The following is a 23,722-nucleotide window of genomic DNA, read 5'->3' on the forward strand; positions in this document are numbered from 1 at the left end:
ATTAACATTTAACTTCAATACGTTAGAGAGGTGAAAAGATGGGCGTTGAAACGATCGTGAATGACGTCAAGGGCGCAGTTGAGCCGTACGTCGCGAAAGGCCAGGACCTGGTGACGGTGTCCTTCGAGACGTTCAAGCAGGCGAATGTCATCGTGGTGGACGGCGTGCAGGAACTGTTCAAGACCAACGTCGACGCCGGCAAGGATCTGTTTGCCGCTGCTCAGACGAGCTTCGAGAAGGCCAAGGCCGATGGTCTCAAGGCTGTCGCGACGAAGCCCATCGAGTACCTCCCCGACGGCAAGGATCTGGTGATCGCCGCCTACAAGGATTCCTTCTCGATCGTGACGAAGACCGGCGAAGAACTCTTCAGCGTCGTCAAGAAAGGCTACGAAGACGTCGCCGCCAAGCTGACCGGTTCGACCACGGTCTCGGGCGAGGTCAAGAAGGTGAAGTCCGCAGCTCGCAAGACGGCCAAGAAGGCGACGTCTGCAGCCAAGAAAGCGGCAGCGCAGTAAGTCGGTTTGCTGATCGGTGTCGTACCCGCAAGGTACGGCGCCCAGTAAAGGCCAGGACCCAGGTCCTGGCCTTTTTTATTGGCTACTTGCCTTCGGATTTTGTTCGGGGGCTGCGCCGCGCACTGCGCTTGCGGGGCGCCGGTTTGGCCGTCTCCTCGGCGGGCGCGTCGGCAGCGAGGTTGACGCGTGCGAGCAGACGCTTGAGCGCCGGAGACTGCTTCAGCAGTTCCAGATTCCCTTTGACGAAATCGGTCGGATTGAAGTTCTCGTTGACCTGTCCGACCTTCTCGCGCAGAAACTGGAGAACGTCGTCCTGCAAGCCGGCGACGTCCGGCAGCCCCAGGAAGCGGCGCAGTTCCTCCGGCTTCACATCGATCTCGATCTTGATCTGCATCGCGTTCTCTCCTGAGGTCGTCCGTCGGCAGCCTGAAGCGGCTGCTCAGTCGGCGGTAAGTCGGCGTCGCGCTTCGGCGTATCGGTCCGCGGTGCGTTCCGCAATGATGTCCGGAAGATAGGGCCCCGGGGGCTTCTTGTCCCAAGGCTGCGCCTCGAGCCAATCGCGGACGATCTGCTTGTCGAAACTCGGCGGGCTGATGCCGGGCTGCCAGGTGTCGGCCGGCCAGAATCGCGACGAGTCCGGCGTCAGGACTTCGTCGATCAGGTGTACGCGCCCGTCGTCGTCCAGGCCGAACTCGAACTTCGTGTCCGCCACGATGATTCCGCGTTCGAGCGCGTAGCGGGCGGCGCGATCGTAGATTTCCAACGTCAGATCACGGAGCTGGTTCGCCAGATCGGTGCCCAATCGCGAAACGACGTCTTCGAACGAGATGTTCTCGTCATGCTGTCCGACCGGCGCCTTGTCGGCCGGCGTGAAGATGGGGGTCGGCAGCCGGTCGGCCATCCGAAGTCCTTCGGGGAGCCGGATGCCGCACACGGTCCCCGTCTTCTGATAGTCCTTCCACCCGGAGCCGATGAGATAGCCGCGGGCCACGCACTCCACCGGGATCGCCTTTAGTTTCCGTACGATCACGGCACGCCCGACGAGCGCAGCCCGTTCCTCGGGTTTGAGCCAGTCTTCGAGCCGCATCCCGGGCGCGCGCTGGTTCGGCACGAGATCCGAGAAGCGGGTCAACCAGAATTCCGTCAGCGCGGTCAGCACTTCCCCCTTGCCCGGGATGGGTCGCGGCAGGATGACGTCGAAGGCCGAAAGACGGTCCGTGGTGACGATCAGCAGGTGCTGGTCGCCGACGGCATACATGTCGCGAACCTTGCCGCGATGGACCAGTGGCAGGCTGGAAATTTCGGACTGGAAAAGCGGGGCCGGCATGAGGATCTGAATAACGGAACGGATGGGGCATGATACTGCTCATTCCCGACGTTGCCGCGTATCCGGAGCCAGGCTCTCAGTCGCCCGCGGAGAGCCGTTTGGGCCGTTTGGGCCGTCGGGGCGCAGCCGATTTTTGTCGCCGCGCGACGTTCCGCGCAAAAGGCTGAACGCTCAGCATCTCCGCAAATGCGGACGCGCTGACGCCCTCGCTGTATAGGAACCCCTGCAGGCGATCCACGCCTCGCGCACAAAGCCAGCGTTCGTGCGCGATGTCCTCGATGCCTTCAGCGACGATCTCGAGCTTGAGATCGTGCGCGAGCCGGATGATGGATTCGGTGATGAGGCGATCGTGCCGGTTCTTCAGCGCTCCGACCACGAAGCTCCGATCCAGCTTGAGGCCGGAAACCGGGAGCTTCTTCAGGTGACCGAGGCTCGAGTAGCCGACGCCGAAGTCGTCGATCACGACGCGGACCCCCAGTGCCTTGAGCGCGAGAATCGTGGCCCTCGCCTGAGTAAAGTCTTCGATCGCGTTCTCCGTGATTTCGATCTCCAGACGATCGGGGGCGAAGGCGTTGTCGCACAGGATCGATTCCACGAGATCCGCCAGCCCAGGGTCGATGAACTGCTTGGGCGAAATATTGACGCTCAGCCTCACCGGGCCGTCGCGGGACAGAAGATCGCGCATCGCCCGGCAGGCTTCTTCGAGCACCTGGGCGCCGACGCGTTTGATCAATCCGCTCGCTTCGAGGACAGGCACGAAGTCGGCCGGCCGGTTCGCCTTGTGCGTGGTACTCGTCCACCGCAGCAGTGCTTCTGCGCCGATGATGTCTCTACTTTTCGCATCCAGGATCGGCTGGAACACGACGGAGAAGGCGTTGAGCACGACCGCTTCGCGCAGGCACGCGAGGAGGTCGTCCGCTTCGGCAGGCTCTTCCGCGTCCGCGCCAGCGGAGGATCGCGTGGTTGCACGATGGCGGCGGCGGGAAGGGCGCTCTGGACAGTCATCGACCTGGAGCCACGCCGTCGGCGTGCCCAGGATATCGGACAGTATCGACCCGGAGGCGGAAGTCGATTTCAAGGTTCGCGGCTTCGAGGAATCACGGTTCGAGATGGACGAGTATCCCACTCCGAGCGGATCTCGATGTGGTGCTAGGCGGCAACCCTCAACGGTGAGGACGGGTCCAGCATGATGTGACGCGTGTGGGCATCGACGTCGACCCAGCACGCCACCGACATCACCCTCCCGATCCGGACTGGAGGGCCGAAGCGATGGATGGCGATCCCGGTGCCGGCGATAAGGCGCTCCACGGCCACACTCGTCACCAGGACGAACTGGGTAATGCCGTGCTGCACCGCGAACTTCACCGAATCGACGAGCAGCAGTCGTGCCGAATGCCCCATGGAGAACGCCGAGGTTCTCCCGGGAATCGTCGTGTCGACGGCGAACCGGCTGATTTCCCAGATATTGCGATGTCGGGGAACCGGACAGCCGTGCAGCAACTGGGGAAAGATGTCGCTGAGCATGTAGCTGCGCGTGGTGGGGCGAAGGCGCCAGCCGCCGCACACGGCGTCTTCTTCGTCAACGGTCAGCATGTAGACGCTGTCCGTATCGTCGAAGTGGTCGTGCTCCTGACCATCCTTCACTTTCACGGCCCAGCCGAGCCGTTCGTGAAACACCTTGTAACGCAACCGATACATGCCTTCGGAGTACTGAATCGCGAAGCGCGAGTCATGCAACGCTCCACGAATGACTTGCAGCATGGCCAGACCTTGCCGTTGCCGATGAAGTGTGAAGAGCATCACAACACGGTGACAGCAGTCTGTAACCCCTCAAATTCGATAGGGGGTCAGCGCTATTTCGACGCGAAAACCGGCTAGCGTTTCGCCAATTCGATCAGGTTGGACGAGCTGATACGGGACGGAAAACGATCCGGCTCGACGGCGCCCAACGCAACGGCCCGCGCGATGGCGTGGCTTCGTTTCTTGACGCCGAGCTTCCGTTCGGCGGCGTTCAGGTGGTACACCACGGTGCTTTCCGCGATGTGCAGGGCACCGGCAATCGCCGATGTCTTGAGCCCCTGCGCGGCGTGCCGGAGGCACTCTTTTTCCCTGATCGTGAGACGGGGCTCGTCAGCGGTTGCGGCTTCGAGAACCAGCTGACGCATGCGTTCCTGGATATTGGCGGTGATCCAGTGCGCCCTCTGAAACAGGCGAGCTCGTGCAGCTCCCTGCGGGAGAGGCTCCAGCCTCGCCAGACTCATCAGGCCGAACTCACCGTTAGCACCATGAATGGGCACGGTGAGACCGTGATGAAGGCCGAAGACGGCTGCATCGTCGAAAAGGCGTTTGGCGCTTGGCGTGGTCCGGTCGACTTCGTCCCATCCGAAAGGCAGCACCGACACAGCGCCGCGCGCCAATACCGGATCGATCGCCATGAAGCCCTGCTCGTCGTAGTGCGAGCGCCAACCCTGCGGATATCCGCTCAGGACGAACTGGCGGGGCTGGGACAGCGAGACGGCGATTCTCAGTCCGTACAGGAAATGCTGGAATCCCATGGCCTCGGCGGTACGGCGGCAGGCCGCTCCCGCCTCTCCCACATCGTGGGCGGCGGCTATGAAGCCCTGCAGCGCTAGATCCTGCGCGATCAAATGAACGCTCTCTCCATGGCGCGTCGTCGTGTCGATCCATCGTTACCGAAAAAGGAACCCTGCGCCCGAGGTCGCTCACCGCGTACTCGGCTGAAACCGGCCATCCCCTAGCGCCGAATTTCGCCCCACCGTTCCAGTTCAAGAACGTAGGCGCCGACGCGCGCCAACCTTATGCCCAATAATTGGAGTCGGCAAACTGTGATGGTGAGAGTCGAGATGAAAGTTTTCGTGATTGGTAGCGGCGGGCGGGAGCATGCGATGGCTTGGAAGATCGCGGCCTCTGCCAAGGTTTCCGAAGTGCTTGTCGCGCCGGGGAATCAGGGGACTGCCGACGAGCCGGGATGCCGCAACGCGCCGATCGCCGTCGACGATATTCCCGGCCTTCTGGCGTTCGCGAAGGCCGAACGGGTCGCCCTCACGGTCGTCGGCCCCGAAGTCCCGCTGTCGCTGGGCGTGGTCGATGCCTTTCGTGCGGCGGGTCTGCGGATCTTCGGGCCCACGCAGTCGGCCGCAAGACTGGAAAGCTCGAAGGCGTTCACCAAGGACTTCCTCAAGCGGCACCGCATTTCCACGGCCGGGTACGAGGTGTTCACGGAAGTGGGCGCCGCGCTGGCGTATCTCGATTCGCAGCGCGCTCCGATCGTCGTCAAGGCCGATGGGCTGGCGGCCGGGAAGGGTGTCGTCGTTGCGACCACACTCGACGAGGCGCGCGCCGCCGTCCGCGACATGCTGTCGGGCAATGCCCTCGGCACTGCCGGATCACGCGTGGTCATCGAAGAATTTTTGGAAGGAGAAGAGGCCAGTTTCATCGTCGTAGCCAACGGAAGGCAGTACGTTCCAATGGCGACGAGCCAGGATCACAAGCGGATCCTGGACGGTGACCAGGGCCCCAACACCGGTGGAATGGGTGCCTACTCGCCAGCGCCGGTCGTGACGCCGGAGATCCACGAGCGGGTCTGCAAGCACGTCATCGAACCGACGCTCGACGGCATGATCGCGGAGGGCAGCCCGTTCTCCGGCTTCCTCTACGCCGGCTTGATGATCGACTCGAAGGGCGGCGTGAAAGTGCTGGAGTTCAACACGCGGATGGGCGACCCGGAGACGCAGCCGATCCTGTTCCGCCTGGAGTCCGACCTGGTCGACCTGCTCGACGCGGCCGTCGATTCGAAGCTGGACGAGGTCGCGGTCGAGTGGAGCCCGGAGCCTGCGCTAGGCGTCGTCATGGCGGCCCACGGCTACCCGGGCACGGTGCGAAAGGGCGACGCCATCCAGGGACTGGGGGCGGATCTCGGGAGCGCCAAGGTGTTCCACGCCGGGACCGAACAGAAGAACGGTCAGGTCGTGACGGCCGGTGGGCGCGTCCTGTGCGTGGTGGGGCGGGGTGAGGACGTCGCCGCCGCGCAGCGCGCTGCCTATGCGGGCGTGCGCCAGATCAACTGGGACGGGGTCCAGTACCGGACCGATATCGGATACCGGGCGATCGGCCGGAAGTAGGCCTGGAGCAGCACGCCAGCGCGACGCTGGCGTTCGAACATTGAAGCGGATGGCGAAAGCGCATCGATCGGCGCCGTGACGGGCACGGGCCGATCGTCGAGTCCTAATCTCAGTTGCGCTTCATCGAGTCGAAGAACGCCTCGTTGGTCTTCGTCACCTTCATGCGATCCAGCAACAGTTCCATCGCCGCCAGTTCGTCCATCTGGTGCAGCAGCTTGCGAAGGATCCAGACCTTGCCCAGGTCCTTCTCGTTCATCATCAACTCTTCCTTGCGCGTGCCGGAACGGTTGATGTTGATGGCCGGGAAGATGCGCTTCTCGGCGATGCGGCGCTCGAGATGCACTTCCATGTTGCCGGTGCCCTTGAACTCCTCGTAGATGACTTCGTCCATCTTCGAGCCGGTTTCGATCAGCGCCGTGGCGATGATCGTCAGCGAACCACCTTCCTCGATGTTGCGGGCCGCGCCGAAGAAGCGCTTGGGCTTCTGCAGCGCATTGGCGTCCACGCCACCCGACAGAACCTTGCCGGAGGAAGGGGCGACCGTGTTGTACGCGCGAGCCAGACGGGTGATGGAGTCCAGCAGAATCACGACGTCACGCTTGTGCTCGACCAGGCGTCGCGCCTTTTCGATCACCATCTCGGTGACCTGCACGTGGCGCGAAGCGGGCTCGTCGAACGTGCTGGCGACGACTTCGCCGCGCACCGTGCGCTGCATGTCCGTGACTTCTTCCGGACGCTCGTCGATCAGCAGGACGATGAGGTAGACGTCGGGATAGTTCGCCGCGATCGACTGCGCGATGTTCTGCAGCATCATCGTCTTGCCGGCCTTCGGCGGCGAGACGATCAGGCCACGCTGGCCCTTGCCGAAGGGCGCCACGATGTCGATCACGCGAGCCGTGATGTCTTCGGTGGTGCCGTTGCCGCGCTCCATCTTGAACTGCTCGTCCGCGAACAGCGGCGTGAGGTTCTCGAAGCTGACCTTCTTCTTGCTGACTTCGGGCGACTCGTAGTTGATCGAGTCGACCTTGAGCAGCGAGAAGTAGCGCTCGTTGTCCTTCGGGCTGCGCACGCGTCCGGAGACGGTGTCGCCGGTGCGCAGCGAGAAGCGGCGGACCTGCGAGGGCGAGATGTAGACGTCGTCCGGGCCGGCCAGGTAGGAGCTGTCCGAACCGCGCAGGAACCCATAGCCGTCGGGCATCGTTTCCAGAACGCCGTCGGCCATGATGTGCTCGCCCCGGCGGGCGGCGGCCTTGAGCAGGTTGAACACCAGGTCCTGCTTGCGGACGCGGGCGATGTTCTCGAGGCCCTGGGCCTCGGCGAGTTCGAGCAGTGCCGCAGCGCTCTGCCTCTTGATGTCCGGAATGCGGACGATCTTGGGCGGCTCGCCAGGGGCGCGGAACTCTTGCTGGGGACGGGGCGGTGTGTGGCCGTTGGTGGCCGAACCGCCGTCGTTGTCTTCCGGCAGGCCGTCCAGCCCATTCGGCGACTGCGGAACCGTCAGCGACCCGTCAGAGGCCTGCTGCGCAAGGGCCGCAGCCTGTTGTTGTGCAATCTCAGCCTCGAACTCCTCCTCGGTCATGTCGACCGGAAGTCCCTCGTGCTGGTTACCGCCGCCGTTACGTTGTCCCTGGTTGTTACCGTTGTTGTTGCGGGGACCGTTGTGACGACGACGGTGCTTCATCATGCGGGGGGGTTTAGGCGGTTGTGACATGCGGAGTGACGAAAGCGGTCAACTGCGCCTTGTGCACGGCGCCGACCTGGGTGGCCGCTGCCTGTCCATCCTTGAACAGGATCAGCGTGGGGATTCCGCGGATGCCGAACTTCGGGGGCGTGCCCGGGTTCTCGTCCACGTTGAGTTTGACGACCTTCAGCTTTCCGACATTCTCGGCGGCGACCTGTTCCAGGATCGGCGCGATCATGCGGCAGGGCCCGCACCATTCGGCCCAGAAATCCACGAGGACGGGCGTATCGGACTTGAGAACGTCCTGGTCGAAGGACGCGTCGGTGACAGCGGAGATGTGCTCGCTCATGGGGAAGCCTCGATATGCATGAACGCGACGAAACGCGCGCGAGGTGAAGATGGGGTAGTGCGTGATCCCACTCAAGACCTGTCCTGAAATCGCGCAATGCGAACCACGCATCGGCGGGATCGGGCGGTTATGATGGACGCTTGCTGCGGGGGAACCGATCGGAGCGGGAGTGCCAAGCACCTGCTCTTCCGGCGCTCTCGACTCCCGAGGGTGTCGCTATTTGAGCGGATTCCCCGAGGGCTTGCAAGCGCCCCTCTTCGCGATGATTCCATGCAAGCTGACCACTTATCCGATATTCGATTCGACAGCCTCCCGCTGCACCCGGGCCTGATCGATGCCATTGCGAAACGCGGTTTCGACCGCTGCACGCCCATCCAGGCACAGACCTTGCCCCTCGCGCTCGAAGGGCGCGATCTGGCCGGTCAGGCACAGACGGGAACGGGCAAGACGGCCGCGTTCCTGCTCGCCACGATGCATCGCCTGCTGACGAATCCGCGGCGCGGACCGGATGGCCAGCCTCGCGCATTCATGCTTGCACCGACGCGCGAACTCGCGGTGCAGATCTACGAAGACGCGCTGCAGCTCTGCGGTGACACCGGCCTGCGCATGGCGGTCTGCTTCGGCGGCACGGGCTACGAATCGCAGCGCCAGGCGATTCAGGCCGGCGTCGACATCCTCATCGGCACGCCCGGCCGACTGATCGACTACTTCAAGCAGGACATCTACACGCTCAAGCACATCGAAGTCGTCGTGCTCGACGAGGCGGACCGGATGTTCGACCTGGGTTTCATCGCCGACATCCGTTACCTGTTCCGGCGCATGCCGCCGCCTAACGAGCGCCGCAACTATCTGTTTTCGGCAACGCTGTCGCAGCGCGTGCTCGAGCTGGCCTACGAGCACATGAATGACCCGCAGAAGGTCACCATCGAGCCCGATCAGGTCACTGCGGAGCGCGTGCGCCAGTCGCTGATCCATGTCGCCAACGAGGACAAGCTCAAGGTGCTGGTCGGTCTGCTGCGTCACCACGACCCGCTGCGCACGCTGATCTTCATCAACACCAAGCGTGGCGCCGAGGAAGTCGAGAACGCGCTGCGCGCCAACAAGTTCGAAGCCCACACGATTTCGGGCGACGTGCCGCAGACCAAGCGGCTGCGACTGCTCGAGGATTTCAAGGACGGCACCTTGCCGATCCTCGTGGCCACCGACGTCGCGGCCCGCGGCCTGCACATCCCCGCGGTCAGCCACGTCATCAACTACGACCTGCCACAGGATCCCGAGGACTACGTGCATCGCATCGGCCGCACGGCACGTGCGGGCGAATCGGGCGATGCCATCTCGCTGTGCTGCGAGACCTGGGTGTATTCGTTGCCCGACATCGAGCGCTACATCGGCATGCGGTTGCCCACCGAGACGTTCCCGTCCGAGTGGATGCCGACGGACTGGGTCGAGCCGCCGCGTCTGCCACGTCGTCCCCGCAGCGGCCCGCCGCGTCGTGGAGGCGGAGGTGGCGGTGGTCGTCCCGGTGGCGGCGGCCGACGCCGTCACTGAAGCACCGTGCGGCTGATCGAGCCCGATTGGCCGCGTCATCCGCGGGTGCGTGCATGCGTCACCACGCGCGAAGGCGGCGTCAGTCCTACGCCGTACGATTCACTGAATCTCGCGGGTCATGTCGGTGATGACCCCGCGAACGTCGCCGAGAATCGTCGACGGTTGAGAGCCTCCCTGGACCTGTCGCAGGAGCCTGCCTGGCTCGAGCAGGTTCACGGCACGCAAGTCCTGCACATCGATCATCGGCACGTCATCGCCGCGGCCGACGCCGCGTGGACCGATGTTCCGCACACGCCCTGCGTGATCATGAGTGCCGACTGCCTGCCGGTGCTGTTCGCCGACGACGATGGAACCTGCGTGGCTGCTGCACACGCCGGCTGGCGCGGTCTGGCCGCCGGGGTCCTCGAGCAGACGGTCGAAGCCCTGCCGACGATGCGTTCGAAGCTCACCGCCTGGATGGGGCCCGCCATCGGTCCGACGGCTTTCGAAGTGGGCGCGGATGTTCTCGACGCATTCGAGAAAACCATGCAGGTTCCGGCCGGCGCGTTCGTGCCCAAACCCTCGGGACGCTACTGGTGCGATCTGAACCTGTTGGCGCGAACCCGCCTCGCGAATCTGGGTATCACGCGGGTCCACGGCGGGCACGACTGCACGCACTCGGATCCTTCGCGCTTCTTTTCGCACCGACGGGATGGAGCCTGCGGACGCATCGCATCGATGGTCTGGTTGGGCTGACAATCGCAGCGACAAATCAGGGCCGCTTCGCGCGGCAAAAATCGTTGCGCGGTACTAGGTGCTCTGCTACAAGTCCGATCGAGGCGGACGTTCGTCAGGACGGCCGTACCACAACTAAAAAAGCCGCATGGGCGGCCCTCAAGCGAGGTAGGAGCATGCGGGCAGGGAGCGAAACGCACCGGAGCGTGAGCACCGCGTTCGGCTCGGTCGGCTGTGCGCAGCAGTCGTTCTCAATTCGCATCACCTGATTTCAAACCGGCTCGCATTGCTCCCGGATCGTCGGGGGCCGCGTGCACGGGAGCTGACAAGGAGCACGGGGCCATGACAGACACGATGCGACGGGGAATCCAGGTACTCGCGTGCGGCGCGGTGTTCGCGTTCGGTTCGCTGGTGATCGCGCAGGACGAGCCGGCGACAACCGACGCCGCTGCGGCCGCGGCGCCCGCCGCCGCGGAAGGCGCAGCGTCCGAGCCGTTGGAGGCCGCTCCCGCCGAAGACGCAGGCGAAGAAGCCGCGGAAGCGCCGGCCGTACCGGTCAAGGCGCGCCCTTCGGAAATGGCGCCGTTGGCGGCCTCGAGCTTGCTGCTCGGCGTTTCCAACTCGGGCAAGCATCTGATCGCGGTCGGCGATCGCGGCAACATCGTGGCGTCGAACGACGGCGTGCACTGGGCACAGGTCGAAGTGCCGGTACGCGCCACGCTCACGGGCGTGGAATTCGTCGACGAGAACAACGGTTGGGCGGTCGGACACGACGCCGTGATCCTGCACACGGCGGATGGCGGACGGACCTGGAAATTGCAGAACTTCCAGCCCGAACTCGAGAAGCCCTTCCTCGATGTGCTGTTCACGGATGCCAGCCACGGCATGGCCATCGGTGCCTACGGCCTGTTCATGACCACCAGCGACGGTGGCGCGAGCTGGGCCGAACTCAGTGCCGCGCCGATCCGCGAGGAAGAACTGCATCTGAATGCGATCACGCGTCTGGGCAACGGGCAGTACTTCGTCGTCGGCGAGACCGGGATGATGGGCGTGTCGGCCGACGGCGCGACGTGGGAGCGCCTGACTGCGCCATACGAGGGCTCGCTGTACGGCGCCGTGCCGCGGGGCGACAAGGGCGCTGTGATCTTCGGCCTGCGTGGCAACGTCTACACCAGCGACGATGTGCGCGCCGGCAACTGGACCAAGATCAACGTCGGCACGGTGGCCTCGTTCTTCGGCGGCGCGCTGCTGCCGTCCGGCGACATCGCGATGGTGGGCCTGGCGGGCGAGATCGCCATCCTGACCAAGAGCGGACAGGTCAAGAACACCAAGGTCCAGGCCATGGCCGGCGTCACTGGTTCGGGCACGCTCTCCGGTGCGATTCCCTGGCAGGGCGGCGTACTGGCGGTGGGCGAGCTGGGCGTGAGCCGAGTGGGTCTCTGATCCGCTCCGCGCGGATCGGCAAAACGAAGAATTCTGGGGAACGCACATGAGCAACGAGCACGGCGACGGCAAGGAAAGCGGCGCGCACAAGGTATTGGCCGCGATCGAGCCGATCATCTATGCCAAGCGCAAGCTGACGATGAGCATCCTGCTCGTGATCACGGCGGTGCTGTTCTGGCAGATGTGCCTGATCAAGCCCGACGCCGGCTTCGACAAGTCGGTGCCGCTCGAGCACCCGTACATGCAGGTCCTCACGCAGTACATGGCGGATTTCGGCGGCGCCAACACGGTGCTCGTCGCGATCATGCAGAAGGACGGCAAGGGCGACATCTACAACGACAAGTTCCTGTCCAATCTCAAGCAGGCCACCGACGAGATCTTCTTCCTCAAGGGCGTGGATCGTTCGCGGGTGTCGTCGCTGTTCACGCCGGACGTGCGCTACATCGAAGTCGTTGAAGGCGGCTTCAAGGGTGGCAACGTCATCCCGGCCGAGTACGCGCCGACGCCCGAGATGTTCGCGCTGGTGAAGGGCAACGTCAGCAAGGGTGGTCACGTCGGCCGCTACACCACGACCGACCAGACCGGCGCCCTGATCTTCTCGGAACTGCTGGAGATCGATCCGGTCACCGGCGAGAAGCTGGACTATGGTCGTGTCGCGGAAGATCTCGAGGACAAGCTGCGCGGCCGCTTCGTCAACCCGAAGAAGCTGGTCTACAAGCTCAAGAAGGACAAGACCGTCACGTTGTCCTCCGGCAAGGAGGTCAAGATCGATGCCGGCACGATCATCGGCGAAGGCTTCGTCCATCTCGGGCTGAAGCAGTACATCAAGACCTTCGAGTACGCGTATCCGCTCGAAGAAGGCAAGACCGAGATCGTCGAGATCAAGGGCGGCGACGCCAGCTTCGACGAGGTCGCCAACCCGCAGTACAACCCCGACGTCAACATCCACATCATCGGGTTCGCCAAGGTCGTCGGCGACATCATCGAGGAGATCTTCGCGGTCGTCGGGTTCTTCTTCCTGACGCTGGTCTTCACCGGCATCCTGCTGTGGCTGTACGTGGGCGACTTCAAGCTCGGCATGCTGCCGCTGATCTGCTCGATCACCGCCGTGATCTGGGAGTTCGGACTGCTGCACATGCTCGGTTTCGGCCTGGATCCGTTCGCGATCCTGGTGCCGTTCCTGATCCTGGCGGTGTCGGTCAGCCACGGCGTGCAGTACGTCAACGCCTGGGTCGGCGAGATCGCGGAGAACAAGCGCAACAGCTTCGATGCCTCGCTGTTCACGTGGCGGCGCCTGGCCATCTACGGAACGATGGCCATCATGACCGACGTCGCCGGCTTCGCGATGATCGGCCTGATCCCGATCGCGATCGTGCGCGAGATGGCGATAAACGCGTGCCTCGGCATGGCGGCGATCATCGTCACCAACAAGATCATGATGCCGATCTGGCTGACCTGGATCGAGATCAAGGACATCAACGATTTCGTCGCCAAGCAGGATCGTCGCGACAGCATCTTCGATCCGCTGTGGCGCCTGCTGTCGAACATGGTCAACCCGAAGCCGGCCATCACGGCCATCCTGATCATGGGCGTGCTGTTCGGCTGGAGCTTCTGGCAGGGCAAGGCACTGCAGGTCGGCGACAGCCAGGCCGGTGTTCCCGAACTGCTGCCGGACTCGCGCTACAACCAGGACACGGCCGAAGTCGTGGCCAACTTCGCGATCGGTCTCGACATCTTCAAGGTCGTGGCCGAGACCGATCCCGAGGCCTGCGTGAAGCACGAGGTCATGGAGCAGATCGACCGATTCGGCTGGCGCATGGACAACACGCACGGCGTGCAGTCCAGCCTGTCGCTGCCCGCGGTGGCCAAGACAGTGAACTCGGCCTTCTCGGAAGCCAATCCGCGCTTCAAGGTGCTGCCACGCAACCAGTACACGATGGTGCAGGCGATCACGCCGATTCCCACTTCCTCGGGTCTGCTGAATCCGAACTGCTCCGCGATGGCGCTGTTCGTGTTCATGAAGGACCACAAGGCCTCGACGATCGCCGGCGTGGTGCAGACGACCAAGGACTTCAACAAGGAAAACGCGGCGGCGTTCTTCGAGACGCACACCGACGTCAACGCCAAATACTGCGAAGAGAAGCTCGAGGCGCGTCGTGACGTCGGCAACCTCAAGCACGACCAGCAGAAGATCATCACGAAGATCAAGAAGAAGAACCCGACCCTGCCGGAGCTCGACATTCCGAAGCAGCAGGCGGTCATCGATGCGGTGGCGAAGGTGACCGAGGCGGAGACCAAGCTCGCCAGTTTCGACAAGATGTGCCCGGTGAACTTCGCGCTGGCCACGGCCAATGTCGGCGTCATGGCGGCCACCAACGAGGAAGTGCATCGCCTCGAAAAACCCATCCTGCTGTACGTCTACATCGCGATCGTGATCTGCGTGTACCTCTCGTTCTTCGAGTGGCAGTCGATCGTGGCGATCATGATGCCGCTCGCGCTGATCTCCTGGATGGCCTATGCGGTGATGGCGATCCTGAGTATCGGCATGAAGGTGGCCACACTGCCCGTGGTGGCATTGGCGGTCGGTATCGGTGTCGACTACGGCATCTATATCTATGCGACGTATGCCGACGCCCTGGCCGGCGGGTTCAAGCCGAAGGATGCGTACTACAAGACGCTGCGCATGACGGGCAAGGCGGTGGTGTTCACCGGCGTGACCCTGGGCTTCGGCGTGGCGACCTGGCTGTGGTCGGGCCTGCAGTTCCAGCGCGACATGGGCGCCCTGCTGGTGTTCATGTTCACCGGCAACATGTTCGGCGCGATCCTGATCCTGCCGGCCATCGCGTCCTTCATCCTCAAACCGCGTGAACTGGCGCCGGGCGAAGTGCCGGTGTTCAAGCCGCGGCACTGAGATACAGGCCAGCATCCTCGAAGCCCGGCACATGCCGGGCTTCTTTTTTTGGTACCGCTCTCCCGGTGGTGGAGAGAAACGTCGAGAATCATGATTCCTACCCGTGCCCGAATCGGCGGGAAATTCCTGACGTCACGATGATGGACACGAAGAACCCCGGCGACGTGCGAAAGACCCACTGGCTCGACGCCGAGCGACTGCGCGTCTACCCCTGGCTGTTCATTTCCGTGTACGTGGTACTTGGTGCCGCGTGGATTGCGCTCTCGCACGACGGCGTGGACATCAAGGGCAAGCCGCTGGGCTACGATTTCATCGCGTTCTGGGCCGCCTCGCGCGTGGCATTGGAGCAGAGCGCGCTGGCTGCCTACGACCTGGCCACCATTGTGCAGGCTGAGCGTGAGGTGTTTCCCGGCATCCTCACCGCCCATCCCTGGCACTACCCGCCGACGTTCTACCTGCTGGTACTGCCGCTGTCGCTGCTGCCCTACGCGCTGTCGTTCATCGCGTTCACCGGCGCGACGCTGGGCGCGTACATCGCCGTGCTGCGCCGAGCGCTGCCGCAGCGCGAGGCGCTGCCCTGGCTGTTCGCGTTTCCCGGCACGATGCTCAATCTGTTCCACGGCCAGAACGCGTTTCTGACGGCCGCACTGATGGGGGGCGGGCTGCTGTGCCTGCAGCGTCGTCCCGTGACGGCGGGTGTGCTGCTCGGGTTGCTGGCCATCAAGCCGCACCTGGGCCTGTTGATCCCGGTGGCGCTGGCGGCCGGCGGTCACTGGCGCGCATTTGCAGGAGCGGCGTTGTCTTCAGTGACTCTGCTCGGGCTGAGTTCGGCGGTACTGGGTGTGGAGACGCTGGCGGCTTTCGTCGACCGTCTGCCACACGTCAGCCAATGGGTGGCGAACAACCAGCTCCCGCAGGTGAAGATGCCGACGCTGTTCGTGACCACCCTGATGCTGGGAGGGCCGACATGGCTCGCGTATGCGCTGCACATCGGGCTCACCATGGGTGCGGCCGCGGCTCTGTGGTGGCTTTGGCGCGCACCGGTGACGCGCACGTTGCAGTATGCCGGCCTGTGTTGCGCTGCCTTGCTGGCCAGTCCGTACCTGTTCGACTACGACCTGGCCTGGCTGGCTCTGCCACTGGCGTGGTCGGTACGGCACGGCCTCGAGCACGGCTGGCGGCCCGGCGAGCGCGAGATCCTCATGCTGGCCTGGTTGCTGCCGATCGTGTTTCAGGGCCTCGCGGTCGTCACGCATCTGGGTATCGGGCCGTTCGTGATCGGCGCCCTGTTCATCGTGATCCTGCGTCAGGCCGGCCGCGAGCGGACCCCTGGGATCCCGGTCTAACGCGGCTCAGTCGGCCGTATCGTGCACCTGCGGACGCTGACTGGGTACGTCCACGATGCGGCCGGTTTCCAATTCCAATGCAGTCAGGCGTCCACCCCAGACGCAGCCGGTGTCCAGACCATGAACCCGATCGTCCGGCCAGTGCACCTGCCCCAGGGTCGACCAGTGCCCGAATACGATCGGATTTCCTCGAGTGGCGCGCTCTGGCACCTGGAACCAGGGCATCAGGTGGGGAGCCTGGGTACCCGGTGCGCCCTTGGGCTTGAGGTCCAGCCGACCCTGATCGTCGCAGTAACGCAGGCGGGTCAGACAGTTCACCACGAAACGCTGCCGCTCGATGCCGCGTAGGCCCGGCTTCCAGCGATCTGGCTGGTCGCCGTACATGCGCGAGAAGAAGCGCGGGCCATCCGTCCCGGCGATCATCCTGCTTGCCTCCTGTGCCAGATCCAGAGTTTGTTCGATGCTCCATTGCGGCGGCACGCCAGCGTGCACGAACAACGTGCCGGTTTCGGGATGACGCCAGGCCAGGGGTTGGGCGCCAAGCCATTCCAGAAGTTCGTCGCAATCGGACGCGGCCAGCACCGCGTTGAGCGTGTCGCGACGTCCCGGGCGACCGCCGTGCGCGACGGCCAGCAGGTGCAGGTCGTGATTGCCGAGCACCGTGATCGCAGCCGGGCCGAGGCTGCGTGCGAGACGCAGCACGTCCAGTGACGCCGGACCGCGATTGACCAGGTCGCCGACGAAGACCACCCGGTCGCGGCTGGGCTCGAAGTGCAGGGTGTCGAGCAGTTCGACCAGCTCTTCGTGGCAGCCCTGTACGTCGCCGATGGCGTAAGTGGTCATGAGGTCGTGGCGATGAACGGATCGAAATTTTCCACGAACGGCAAACTTTAGGACGCGACCGATGAGCGGTACGAATGCACGGTACGTGCTGCTTTGACACACCCTGAGGCCGTCATCATAGTGACCGCGCTGGTCGAGCTGGGATCAGCATCAAACAAATTGGAGTGCCGCCATGTTGAATGAAATGTTCGTCCGTGCGTATGTCGCGCTGAAGTGCCTGGGTCGTGATGAGGAAGGCGCGAGCGCGGTGGAGTACGGCCTGATCCTGGGCCTGATCGCAGTGGCGATCATCCTCGTGCTGGGCTTGCTGGGTACGGGTCTCGATACCCTGTTCACCAAGGCGGAGACGGCGGTTACGGGCGCTGCGCAGTAAATCGCCGCATCGCTTGCTGCATGACCCGATGACGGCGAGCGCAGGGCTCCTGGCCTGGGCGCTCGCCGTTTCGGTCTGGGATATCCGGTGTCGGCGCATCCCCAATCTCTGGCTGCTGGCAGCGCTCGCCCCTGGCGTCGCGATGTTCCTGTTCGGAGATCAGGGTTGGCTGGGCCAGAGTCTCACGGCGAGCGTCTTGGGTTCGTCGATCGCCTTCCTCCTGCTGTTTCCGGGCTTCGTGCTCAAGGCGATGGGAGGCGGCGACGTGAAGTTCGCCACGTGCTGCGGCTGGTTCGTGGGACCGTTGCACAGTCTGTACATGGTGCTGGCTGCCGCGGTGGCACTCGGGGTGCTTTCCGCGGTGGTGCTCTGGCGCTCACGTTCACATGCCTCGCCGCATCGTGTGCGTGTGCCGGCAGGACCTGCCATCGCCGCTGGATTCGCCTTGGCCGTGGTCCTGGTGCAGGCGCGATAGCGCAAACGGCGCCGTTACGTTGCCCAGGACCGATTCATGCGGCAGCGTTTACCGGCTACCATGTTTGTGCAAATGCGGCGCGTGGCTGGAACGACGATCCGGTCGATAGCGATCTGCCGCAGGCGGTGAGTGCATCGTCCGCATTTTGCATCCGGGAGCCTGAATGATCAGCAGTACTGCAGCCAAGGTCGTTGCGATCGTCGCCATTCTTCTGACGCTCGTGCTGGCGTTCGTCGGTTATCGTGTCAGCCGCCAGTATGCGGAAAGCTCCGAGCGCGCCCAGGTCCAGGCGCAGGCTCAGGTCAAGGTAGCCGAGCAGGAAACTCCCAAGATTCTCGCGGTGGTCGCGGTCAAGCCCTTGTCCGCGTACAAGCCCATCGCCAAGGACGACGTGGTCCTCGCGGAAATCACCGTCGCCCCGCGCGACTATTACACCAGCCTGGAAGATGTGGTCGGCAAGGAGCCGCTGGTGGACGTGGATCAGGGTGCGCCGGTCACCCAGCGCTATTTCGCCGAGGGCAATGTGCTGGCCAAGTCGGTGCCGGCAGGATTCCACGCCGTGTCGGTGGAGATCAGCGACGTGATTGGCGTCGGCGGCTTCGTGCGTCCCGGCGACATCGTGGACGTGCTGCTGTATCTGCGTGGCGGCAACGACGTGGAGCAGGCGCAAGCGCGCATCCTGCTCGAGAACACTCGCTTGCTGGCTTATCAGGAACTGCTCGTGGACCGGCCCGAGGGATTGAAGCAAGAGGAAACGCCGGAGCGCGGAGGGCGCCGCCAGCGCACTGCCGTGCTCGCCGTACCCAAGAGCGATACCACCCGGCTCATGCTCGGCGCCAGCATGGGCGAGTTGCGCCTGGCCCTGCACGGTCTGCCCGGTAATGCGCCGGACCCGAACGCACCGGTCCCGCTGCCGATGAGCGAAGAAGCGCTCAAGGCGGAAGCTGCCAAGAAGGTGCCCGATCAGGCCTATACCGCGCGCCAGTTGTCGCGGGTGGAACTGCCGCCGGAAAAGAAGAGGGTGATGCAGGTGGAAAAAATCGTCATCTATCGTGGATCGGTACTCGAATCCACCACGCCGTAACCTCCACCGTCCGCGCCGCCGAGTGGCAGCGCGGCGCCTCCAGATCGCGAGCTTGGATTGAATCAGGGACAGGACCGCCGCACATGAACTCGAAGAACGGCATCCGGACATGGCTGCAGGGCCCGGCGCTGGCCCTGCTGGTGCTGCTGGCTGGCGACGCCACGGCAGCCGCCCCCGTCACGGCAGCCGCCCCGGCCAAGAAAGACGAATCGCTGATCCGCGTCGAAGTCGGTACGCACACGCTGGTGCGCGAAAGCGCGGGTGTGAAGCGCGTGGCGGTGGGCGACCCCAACATCGCGGACATCAACGTCATCAATGGACGCGAGGTCCTGGTCAGCGGCAAGAAGCTGGGTGTGACCAGCCTGCTGGTCTGGCCGAAAACGGGCAGCCTCCCCAAGGAATATCGTGTCCGCGTCGGCGCCGTGATCGATCCCGACAAGGCCGCCCGGCCCGACCCGGAACTGGCCGGCGCCACCGTGGAAAAAGGGGCCGGCCTCGGGGGGCGCATGCCCAATCTGCTGGCCTACCGTCGCGCCAAGGCCGAGGCCGGCAAGGGTGAGGCGGTGGTGGACAAGAGCGTGGTGGAAGGCGAGTTCCAGGTCCTCACGCAGATCAAGATCGCCGAGGTCAACCGCACGACCGCCAAGCGCTACGGCCTGAACCTGAACTACGGCCGTGTCGGTCGCGACGGTAACGTCAATTTCAACTCGCTGACACCCGGCGATCTGGTCACCGATGCGTTCCAGTTGCTGATCAGCCCCACCAACATCGGCAACAACGAAACGATCGGCGGCACGCTGAGCATTCTCGAGTCGCGCGGCATCGCGCGCGTGCTGGCGGAGCCCAGCCTGACTGCGATGAGTGGTCAGACCGCCTCGTTCCTGGCCGGCGGCGAGTTCCCGGTGCCGGTGTCGCAGACCAACGGCGTGGTCACCATCGAGTACAAGGAATTCGGCATCCGTCTGCCGGTGACGCCCACCGTGCTGTCCAAGGACCGTATCGCGTTGCGCGTGGCGCCTGAAGTCAGCGATCTGGATTTTTCCGCCGGCATCGAGCTGGGCGGCGACGACGCCTCGCGCAAGCTGACCGTGCCGGCGCTCACCGTCCGCCGTACCGAAACCACGATCGAGCTCGGCGACGGCGAGAGCTTCGTGATCTCGGGTCTGGTCAGCAACAATCTGAAGGCCAATGTCGACAAGGTGCCGGGCCTGGCGGATATTCCCATCATCGGCGCGTTCTTCAAGTCGGTCAGCTACGACCGCGACGAGCGGGAACTGATCATGATCGTCACGCCGCACCTGGTGAAGCCGCTGGCACGCGGCGCCAAGCTTCCTGCGCTGCCGGGCGAGAAGTACGACGAGTACCGCCCTGGCTTCGGCAAGTTGATCTTCGGCGAGAAGGGCGACTTCGATGAGTCGTCCGGCACGTTCGGCTTCAGCAAGTAAGCGGCTGCCGATAGAAAAGGACGTTATGCGGGAGTGCATGTGAGAACCCAGGCCCTGGTGGTCGCCGACGATCCGGTCTACCTGAGCTGGCTGCAGAACTCGGCGCCCGGTGCCGAGTTCTCGCTGGCGCGGGTCACGGATGCCGAGGACCTGATCGAAAGGATCCACGCCAGCGGCCGAGTCGACGTCGTTTTCTTCGAGTTCACGTCGCAGACCGCTACCGCACGCGCGGCCATGATCGAGCGGCTGCTGGAACGTCTCCCGGAAATGGCGGTGGCCGGGCTTGGGGAAGAAGGCGACTCCGCGACGATGTTGGCGGCGATGCGCGCGGGCGCGCGCGACTTCTTCGTGCTCAGGAAGGACGAGGCCAATCTGGCCGCGCTGCTCGGCCGCTTGTTGCGGCGTTCGACACCGACGACGGCGAACGGGCGCAAGCTCGGCCGCGTGTTCGGCGTGATGGCGGCACTTCCCTACGACGGCATCGCTTTTCTGGCCGAGCACCTCGCGCTGGCCTGCGCCGAGCGCCTGGGCAAGAACGAGCGCGTCCTGTTGCTGGACGTGGCGGTGCCGGCCGGGGCCGCCAGCATCTTCCTCAATCTCAACCAGTCATACGGTGTGCTCGACGCCATCAACGACGGCAGCCGCTGCGATACCACCCTGGTGGACACCGCGTTCATGCGGCACTCCAGCGGGCTGTATGTGCTGAGCCTGCCGGAGGATGTGATCACGCGCCCGACGATCGATGGCGACGAGCTGATCAAGCTGCTCGGCGTGTTGCGCGGCCTGTTCGGTTGCATCGTGCTGTCGTTTGACGGCCACCTGCCGTCCGATGTGCTGCGTGGGCTCATCGGTCTGGCGAGCCGCACGCTGTTCCTCACCGACCAATCGATCCTCAAATCGCGCCACAGCAAGTACCTGCTTCGCTCGCTGCGCCTGGACGACTGTCCGCTCGACCGCGTCGGCCTCGTGGTGGACAACTACCGCAAGCGTGTCGGCCTGGAACCGCAGAATCTGTCGGAGTTGCTCGATCTACCGGTGGTTGCCACCCTGACCACACAGCCATCCAACCGCATCCAGGCGATGAATCAAGGCGAACCGATGTTCGTCTGCACGCCCAAGGACGAATATTGCAGTGGCGTGCGGCTGTTGGCCCAGGCGCTGCTGGCCGGTGAAAACGCGGCTGCGCCGGCGCCCGCCCAGACCGGCCTGCTCGGTCGCCTGTTCAACTAGTGCAGACGCACCGGCGCGAACGGTCGTGATCAGCCCCGAACAGCTCATCCGTTCCCGGTGGTCGACAGCGTCGACGTGCCCGCTGCCGGAGGGCACGGTGCTGTGAGTACGCCGGAGCAGATCATGCGCTTCCGGCTGTCGGATCATTACCAGCAGCTCAAGAGTGCGGTGCATCGCAATCTCATCGCGCAGATCGAGGAGAAGAACCTCGACATCGATCGCTGGGACGCGCCGCGCATCGAGCGCTTCGTCTCCGAGCAGGTGCGCCTGTACGTTACCGCGCAGCGCCTGCCGATCAACGCGCGCGAGAGCGAGACGCTGGCCAAGGACGCGCGCGACGAACTGATGGGCTACGGCCCGATCCAGTCGCTGGTGGACGACGATACGGTCAACGATATCGTCGTCAACGGCCCCAACAAGATCTTCGTCGAGCGCGACGGCGTGCTGGCGATGGCGCCGATGCGTTTCGTCAACGATGGTCACGTGGTACGCGTGATCCAGCGCATCCTGTCGCCCATCGGCCGACGTGTGGACGAGTCCACGCCGATGGTCGACGCGCGCCTGCCGGATGGTTCGCGAGTCAACGCCATCATCCCGCCGATCGCGCTGGACGGCCCTTGCCTGTCGATCCGCAAATTCCGCAAGCGTGCGCTGCGCGCCGAGGATCTGGTGCGCGGCGGCAGCGTCAGCCAGGCCGCGCTCGACTATCTGCAGGAGCGGGTGTCGAAGCGCGCCAACCTGATCGTCATCGGCGGCACCGGTTCGGGCAAGACCACATTCCTGAACCTGCTTTCGCAGTGGATCCCGCACACCGAGCGCATCATCACCGTCGAAGACGCCGCCGAACTGCGCCTGGAGCACGATCACGTCGTGCGCCTGGAAACGCGTCCGCCCAATCTCGAAGGGCAGCGCGCGGTGACGGCGCGCGACCTGGTGCGTAATGCGTTGCGCATGCGCCCGGACCGCATCATCGTCGGCGAGATCCGCGGTGACGAAGTGCTGGACATGCTGCAGGCCATGAACACCGGCCACGACGGCTCCATGACCACGCTGCACGCCAACAGTCCGCGCGATGCCATCCATCGCCTCGAATTGCTGGCGGGCTTTGCCGGCTACAACGGCAGCGACACCACCTTCCGTGGCCAAGTCGCGGCGGCGATCCACCTGATCGTGCACGTCGCGCGCCTGCCGACCGGCGAGCGCCGCCTGATGTCGGTGGCCGAGATTGCCGGCCACGACGATCGCGGCATGCTGCTGCGCGAGTTGTTCATGTATGACGTCGATCAGCGCGTGCATCGTGACCTGCGGAGCGGGGCATGAACGTCGGGGCCATCATCCTGTTTGCTGCGGCTCTGATCCTGGCGGGCCTGGCGATCTGGCTGCTGATCTACGCCGATGCGCGCGCGCGCCGCGACGAAATGTTGCTGCGACTGCGCGCCGGAGAGGAAGCCGCCGCCGCAGTGCGCTCCTCGCGCGAAGCGCAGCTGCGCAGCCCGCTGCTCCGCTTCGCCTGCCACATGGTCTGGCGCACGGGCTCGGAGGCAGAGCCGTCAACGGTGGCGAAGATGCTCTGGGTACTCAGTGCCATGGTGCCGGTGACCCTGCTCCTGTTCGGCCGGTTCGGCGGGCTCGCCGTGCTGGGACTGGTGTTCGCGTTCGGTTACGGCTTCCTTCGCCAGCGCGCCGCGCGGCGGCGCGCCAAGATCGTCGAACAGCTGCCGGCCTTTCTCGAGGCCGGACTGCGCGTACTGCAGGCAGGTAATACATTGGAAGAGGCGCTGAGCACCGCCGCGGCGGAGAGCCCCGAGCCGCTGCGCCCGTTGTTCGTGTCGGTGGGACGCCAGGTGCGCCTGGGCGCGCCGCTGGAGCAGGTGCTCATCGAAATGGCGGAAATTCACCGCAGCCGCGACATCAAGGTCATCGCGCTCGCGGCGTCGATCAACCGCAAGTACGGCGGCTCACTGCGGAACATCTTCCGCAGCCTGATCTCGGCGATCCGTGCGCGTGACGCCGCAGCGCGCGAGCTCAGGGCGCTGACCGCTGAAACCCGCTTCTCCGCGGTGGTCCTGGCGGTCATCCCGGCGTTCCTGACCATCTACATCTACCTGCAGAACCGGTTGTACTACGCGCAGATGTGGGAATCGTTGGGCGGTCGCATCACGCTGATCGTGGCCGTGGCCATGCAGGTCATCGGTGTTGGCGTGATCTATCGCATGATGAGCGTCACCGAGGACAACGAATGAACACGGTGGCGTGGAGCCTGGGCCGGATGCAGCGCATACACGAGCCGCGCAGG

At 64.4% G+C, this 23,722-nt stretch carries 22 protein-coding genes; 14 read left to right on the forward strand and 8 right to left on the reverse strand.

Annotated features, from left to right (window positions below):
- Positions 1 to 56 precede the first annotated feature (56 nt).
- Positions 57 to 515, forward strand: a complete 459-nt coding sequence (locus tag DFR24_RS22155) for a phasin family protein (protein WP_246051758.1) — start codon at positions 57 to 59, stop codon at positions 513 to 515.
- 82 nt (positions 516 to 597) lie between these two features.
- Here the strand turns inward: DFR24_RS22155 and DFR24_RS22160 are convergent, their stop codons facing one another.
- The 5 genes from DFR24_RS22160 to DFR24_RS22180 form a co-directional block, all read right to left on the reverse strand.
- A complete protein-coding gene (locus DFR24_RS22160; protein WP_133883648.1) occupies positions 598 to 909 on the reverse strand; it encodes a hypothetical protein in 312 nt (103 codons plus the stop codon).
- A gap of 45 nt (positions 910 to 954) precedes the next feature.
- Positions 955 to 1,842, reverse strand: coding sequence for a phosphoribosylaminoimidazolesuccinocarboxamide synthase (locus DFR24_RS22165; RefSeq protein ID WP_133883649.1), 888 nt, complete (start codon positions 1,840 to 1,842; stop codon positions 955 to 957).
- Between the two features lie 76 nt (positions 1,843 to 1,918).
- A complete protein-coding gene (locus tag DFR24_RS22170; protein ID WP_133883650.1) occupies positions 1,919 to 3,067 on the reverse strand; it encodes an EAL domain-containing protein in 1,149 nt (382 codons plus the stop codon).
- Positions 2,992 to 3,603 carry an acyl-homoserine-lactone synthase gene (locus tag DFR24_RS22175; RefSeq protein WP_133883651.1) on the reverse strand — a complete coding sequence of 204 codons (612 nt, stop codon included), beginning with the start codon at positions 3,601 to 3,603 and terminating at the stop codon, positions 2,992 to 2,994. The genes DFR24_RS22170 and DFR24_RS22175 overlap by 76 nt, the downstream gene beginning before the upstream one ends.
- A 113-nt stretch (positions 3,604 to 3,716) precedes the next feature.
- Positions 3,717 to 4,490, reverse strand: coding sequence for a LuxR family transcriptional regulator (locus DFR24_RS22180; RefSeq protein ID WP_133883652.1), 774 nt, complete (start codon positions 4,488 to 4,490; stop codon positions 3,717 to 3,719).
- 216 nt (positions 4,491 to 4,706) lie between these two features.
- Between DFR24_RS22180 and purD the strand changes: the two genes are divergently transcribed.
- Positions 4,707 to 5,984 (forward strand): phosphoribosylamine--glycine ligase, encoded by a 1,278-nt coding sequence (gene purD / locus DFR24_RS22185; protein ID WP_133883653.1) that lies wholly within the window; start codon positions 4,707 to 4,709, stop codon positions 5,982 to 5,984.
- A gap of 109 nt (positions 5,985 to 6,093) precedes the next feature.
- On the opposite strand, the gene rho is transcribed toward purD, so the two are convergent.
- Positions 6,094 to 7,668 (reverse strand): transcription termination factor Rho, encoded by a 1,575-nt coding sequence (gene rho, locus DFR24_RS22190; RefSeq protein ID WP_366518963.1) that lies wholly within the window; start codon positions 7,666 to 7,668, stop codon positions 6,094 to 6,096.
- 10 nt (positions 7,669 to 7,678) lie between these two features.
- A complete protein-coding gene (gene trxA / locus DFR24_RS22195; protein WP_133883654.1) occupies positions 7,679 to 8,014 on the reverse strand; it encodes a thioredoxin TrxA in 336 nt (111 codons plus the stop codon).
- Positions 8,015 to 8,284: 270 nt separating this feature from the next.
- Between trxA and DFR24_RS22200 the strand changes: the two genes are divergently transcribed.
- The 5 genes from DFR24_RS22200 (at position 8,285) to DFR24_RS22220 (ending at position 15,976) form a co-directional block, all read left to right on the forward strand.
- A complete protein-coding gene (locus tag DFR24_RS22200) occupies positions 8,285 to 9,562 on the forward strand; it encodes a DEAD/DEAH box helicase (RefSeq protein WP_133883655.1) in 1,278 nt (425 codons plus the stop codon).
- Positions 9,563 to 9,568: 6 nt separating this feature from the next.
- Positions 9,569 to 10,297, forward strand: coding sequence for a peptidoglycan editing factor PgeF (gene pgeF, locus DFR24_RS22205; protein ID WP_133883656.1), 729 nt, complete (start codon positions 9,569 to 9,571; stop codon positions 10,295 to 10,297).
- A gap of 321 nt (positions 10,298 to 10,618) precedes the next feature.
- Complete coding sequence (locus DFR24_RS22210; RefSeq protein WP_133883657.1) at positions 10,619 to 11,719, forward strand: WD40/YVTN/BNR-like repeat-containing protein; 1,101 nt, start codon at positions 10,619 to 10,621, stop codon at positions 11,717 to 11,719.
- 46 nt (positions 11,720 to 11,765) lie between these two features.
- Positions 11,766 to 14,630: an efflux RND transporter permease subunit gene (locus DFR24_RS22215; protein ID WP_133883658.1), complete on the forward strand. Its 2,865-nt coding sequence runs from the start codon at positions 11,766 to 11,768 to the stop codon at positions 14,628 to 14,630.
- A gap of 137 nt (positions 14,631 to 14,767) precedes the next feature.
- Positions 14,768 to 15,976, forward strand: a complete 1,209-nt coding sequence (locus tag DFR24_RS22220; protein WP_133883659.1) for a glycosyltransferase family 87 protein — start codon at positions 14,768 to 14,770, stop codon at positions 15,974 to 15,976.
- A 6-nt stretch (positions 15,977 to 15,982) separates the two neighbouring features.
- Here the strand turns inward: DFR24_RS22220 and DFR24_RS22225 are convergent, their stop codons facing one another.
- Positions 15,983 to 16,819: a symmetrical bis(5'-nucleosyl)-tetraphosphatase gene (locus DFR24_RS22225; protein ID WP_133883660.1), complete on the reverse strand. Its 837-nt coding sequence runs from the start codon at positions 16,817 to 16,819 to the stop codon at positions 15,983 to 15,985.
- 172 nt (positions 16,820 to 16,991) lie between these two features.
- Here DFR24_RS22225 and DFR24_RS22230 point away from each other — a divergent pair, with 172 nt between their 5' ends.
- The 7 genes from DFR24_RS22230 (at position 16,992) to DFR24_RS22260 (ending at position 23,669) form a co-directional block, all read left to right on the forward strand.
- Positions 16,992 to 17,192, forward strand: coding sequence for a Flp family type IVb pilin (locus tag DFR24_RS22230; protein WP_133883661.1), 201 nt, complete (start codon positions 16,992 to 16,994; stop codon positions 17,190 to 17,192).
- 28 nt (positions 17,193 to 17,220) lie between these two features.
- Positions 17,221 to 17,667, forward strand: coding sequence for an A24 family peptidase (locus tag DFR24_RS22235; RefSeq protein ID WP_133883662.1), 447 nt, complete (start codon positions 17,221 to 17,223; stop codon positions 17,665 to 17,667).
- Between the two features lie 163 nt (positions 17,668 to 17,830).
- Positions 17,831 to 18,751 (forward strand): Flp pilus assembly protein CpaB, encoded by a 921-nt coding sequence (gene cpaB, locus DFR24_RS22240; protein WP_133883663.1) that lies wholly within the window; start codon positions 17,831 to 17,833, stop codon positions 18,749 to 18,751.
- Between the two features lie 83 nt (positions 18,752 to 18,834).
- A complete protein-coding gene (locus tag DFR24_RS22245) occupies positions 18,835 to 20,196 on the forward strand; it encodes a type II and III secretion system protein family protein (RefSeq protein WP_133883664.1) in 1,362 nt (453 codons plus the stop codon).
- Positions 20,197 to 20,235: 39 nt separating this feature from the next.
- Positions 20,236 to 21,426: a hypothetical protein gene (locus DFR24_RS22250; RefSeq protein ID WP_133883665.1), complete on the forward strand. Its 1,191-nt coding sequence runs from the start codon at positions 20,236 to 20,238 to the stop codon at positions 21,424 to 21,426.
- A gap of 123 nt (positions 21,427 to 21,549) precedes the next feature.
- Positions 21,550 to 22,746 carry a CpaF family protein gene (locus tag DFR24_RS22255; RefSeq protein ID WP_246051760.1) on the forward strand — a complete coding sequence of 399 codons (1,197 nt, stop codon included), beginning with the start codon at positions 21,550 to 21,552 and terminating at the stop codon, positions 22,744 to 22,746.
- Positions 22,743 to 23,669, forward strand: a complete 927-nt coding sequence (locus DFR24_RS22260; RefSeq protein ID WP_133883667.1) for a type II secretion system F family protein — start codon at positions 22,743 to 22,745, stop codon at positions 23,667 to 23,669. Before DFR24_RS22255 ends, DFR24_RS22260 begins: the two co-directional genes overlap by 4 nt.
- The last annotated feature ends 53 nt before the right edge of the window (positions 23,670 to 23,722 follow it).

The sequence above is a fragment of the Panacagrimonas perspica genome, from assembly GCF_004364935.1.
Taxonomy (GTDB): Bacteria; Pseudomonadota; Gammaproteobacteria; order Nevskiales; family Nevskiaceae; genus Panacagrimonas; species Panacagrimonas perspica.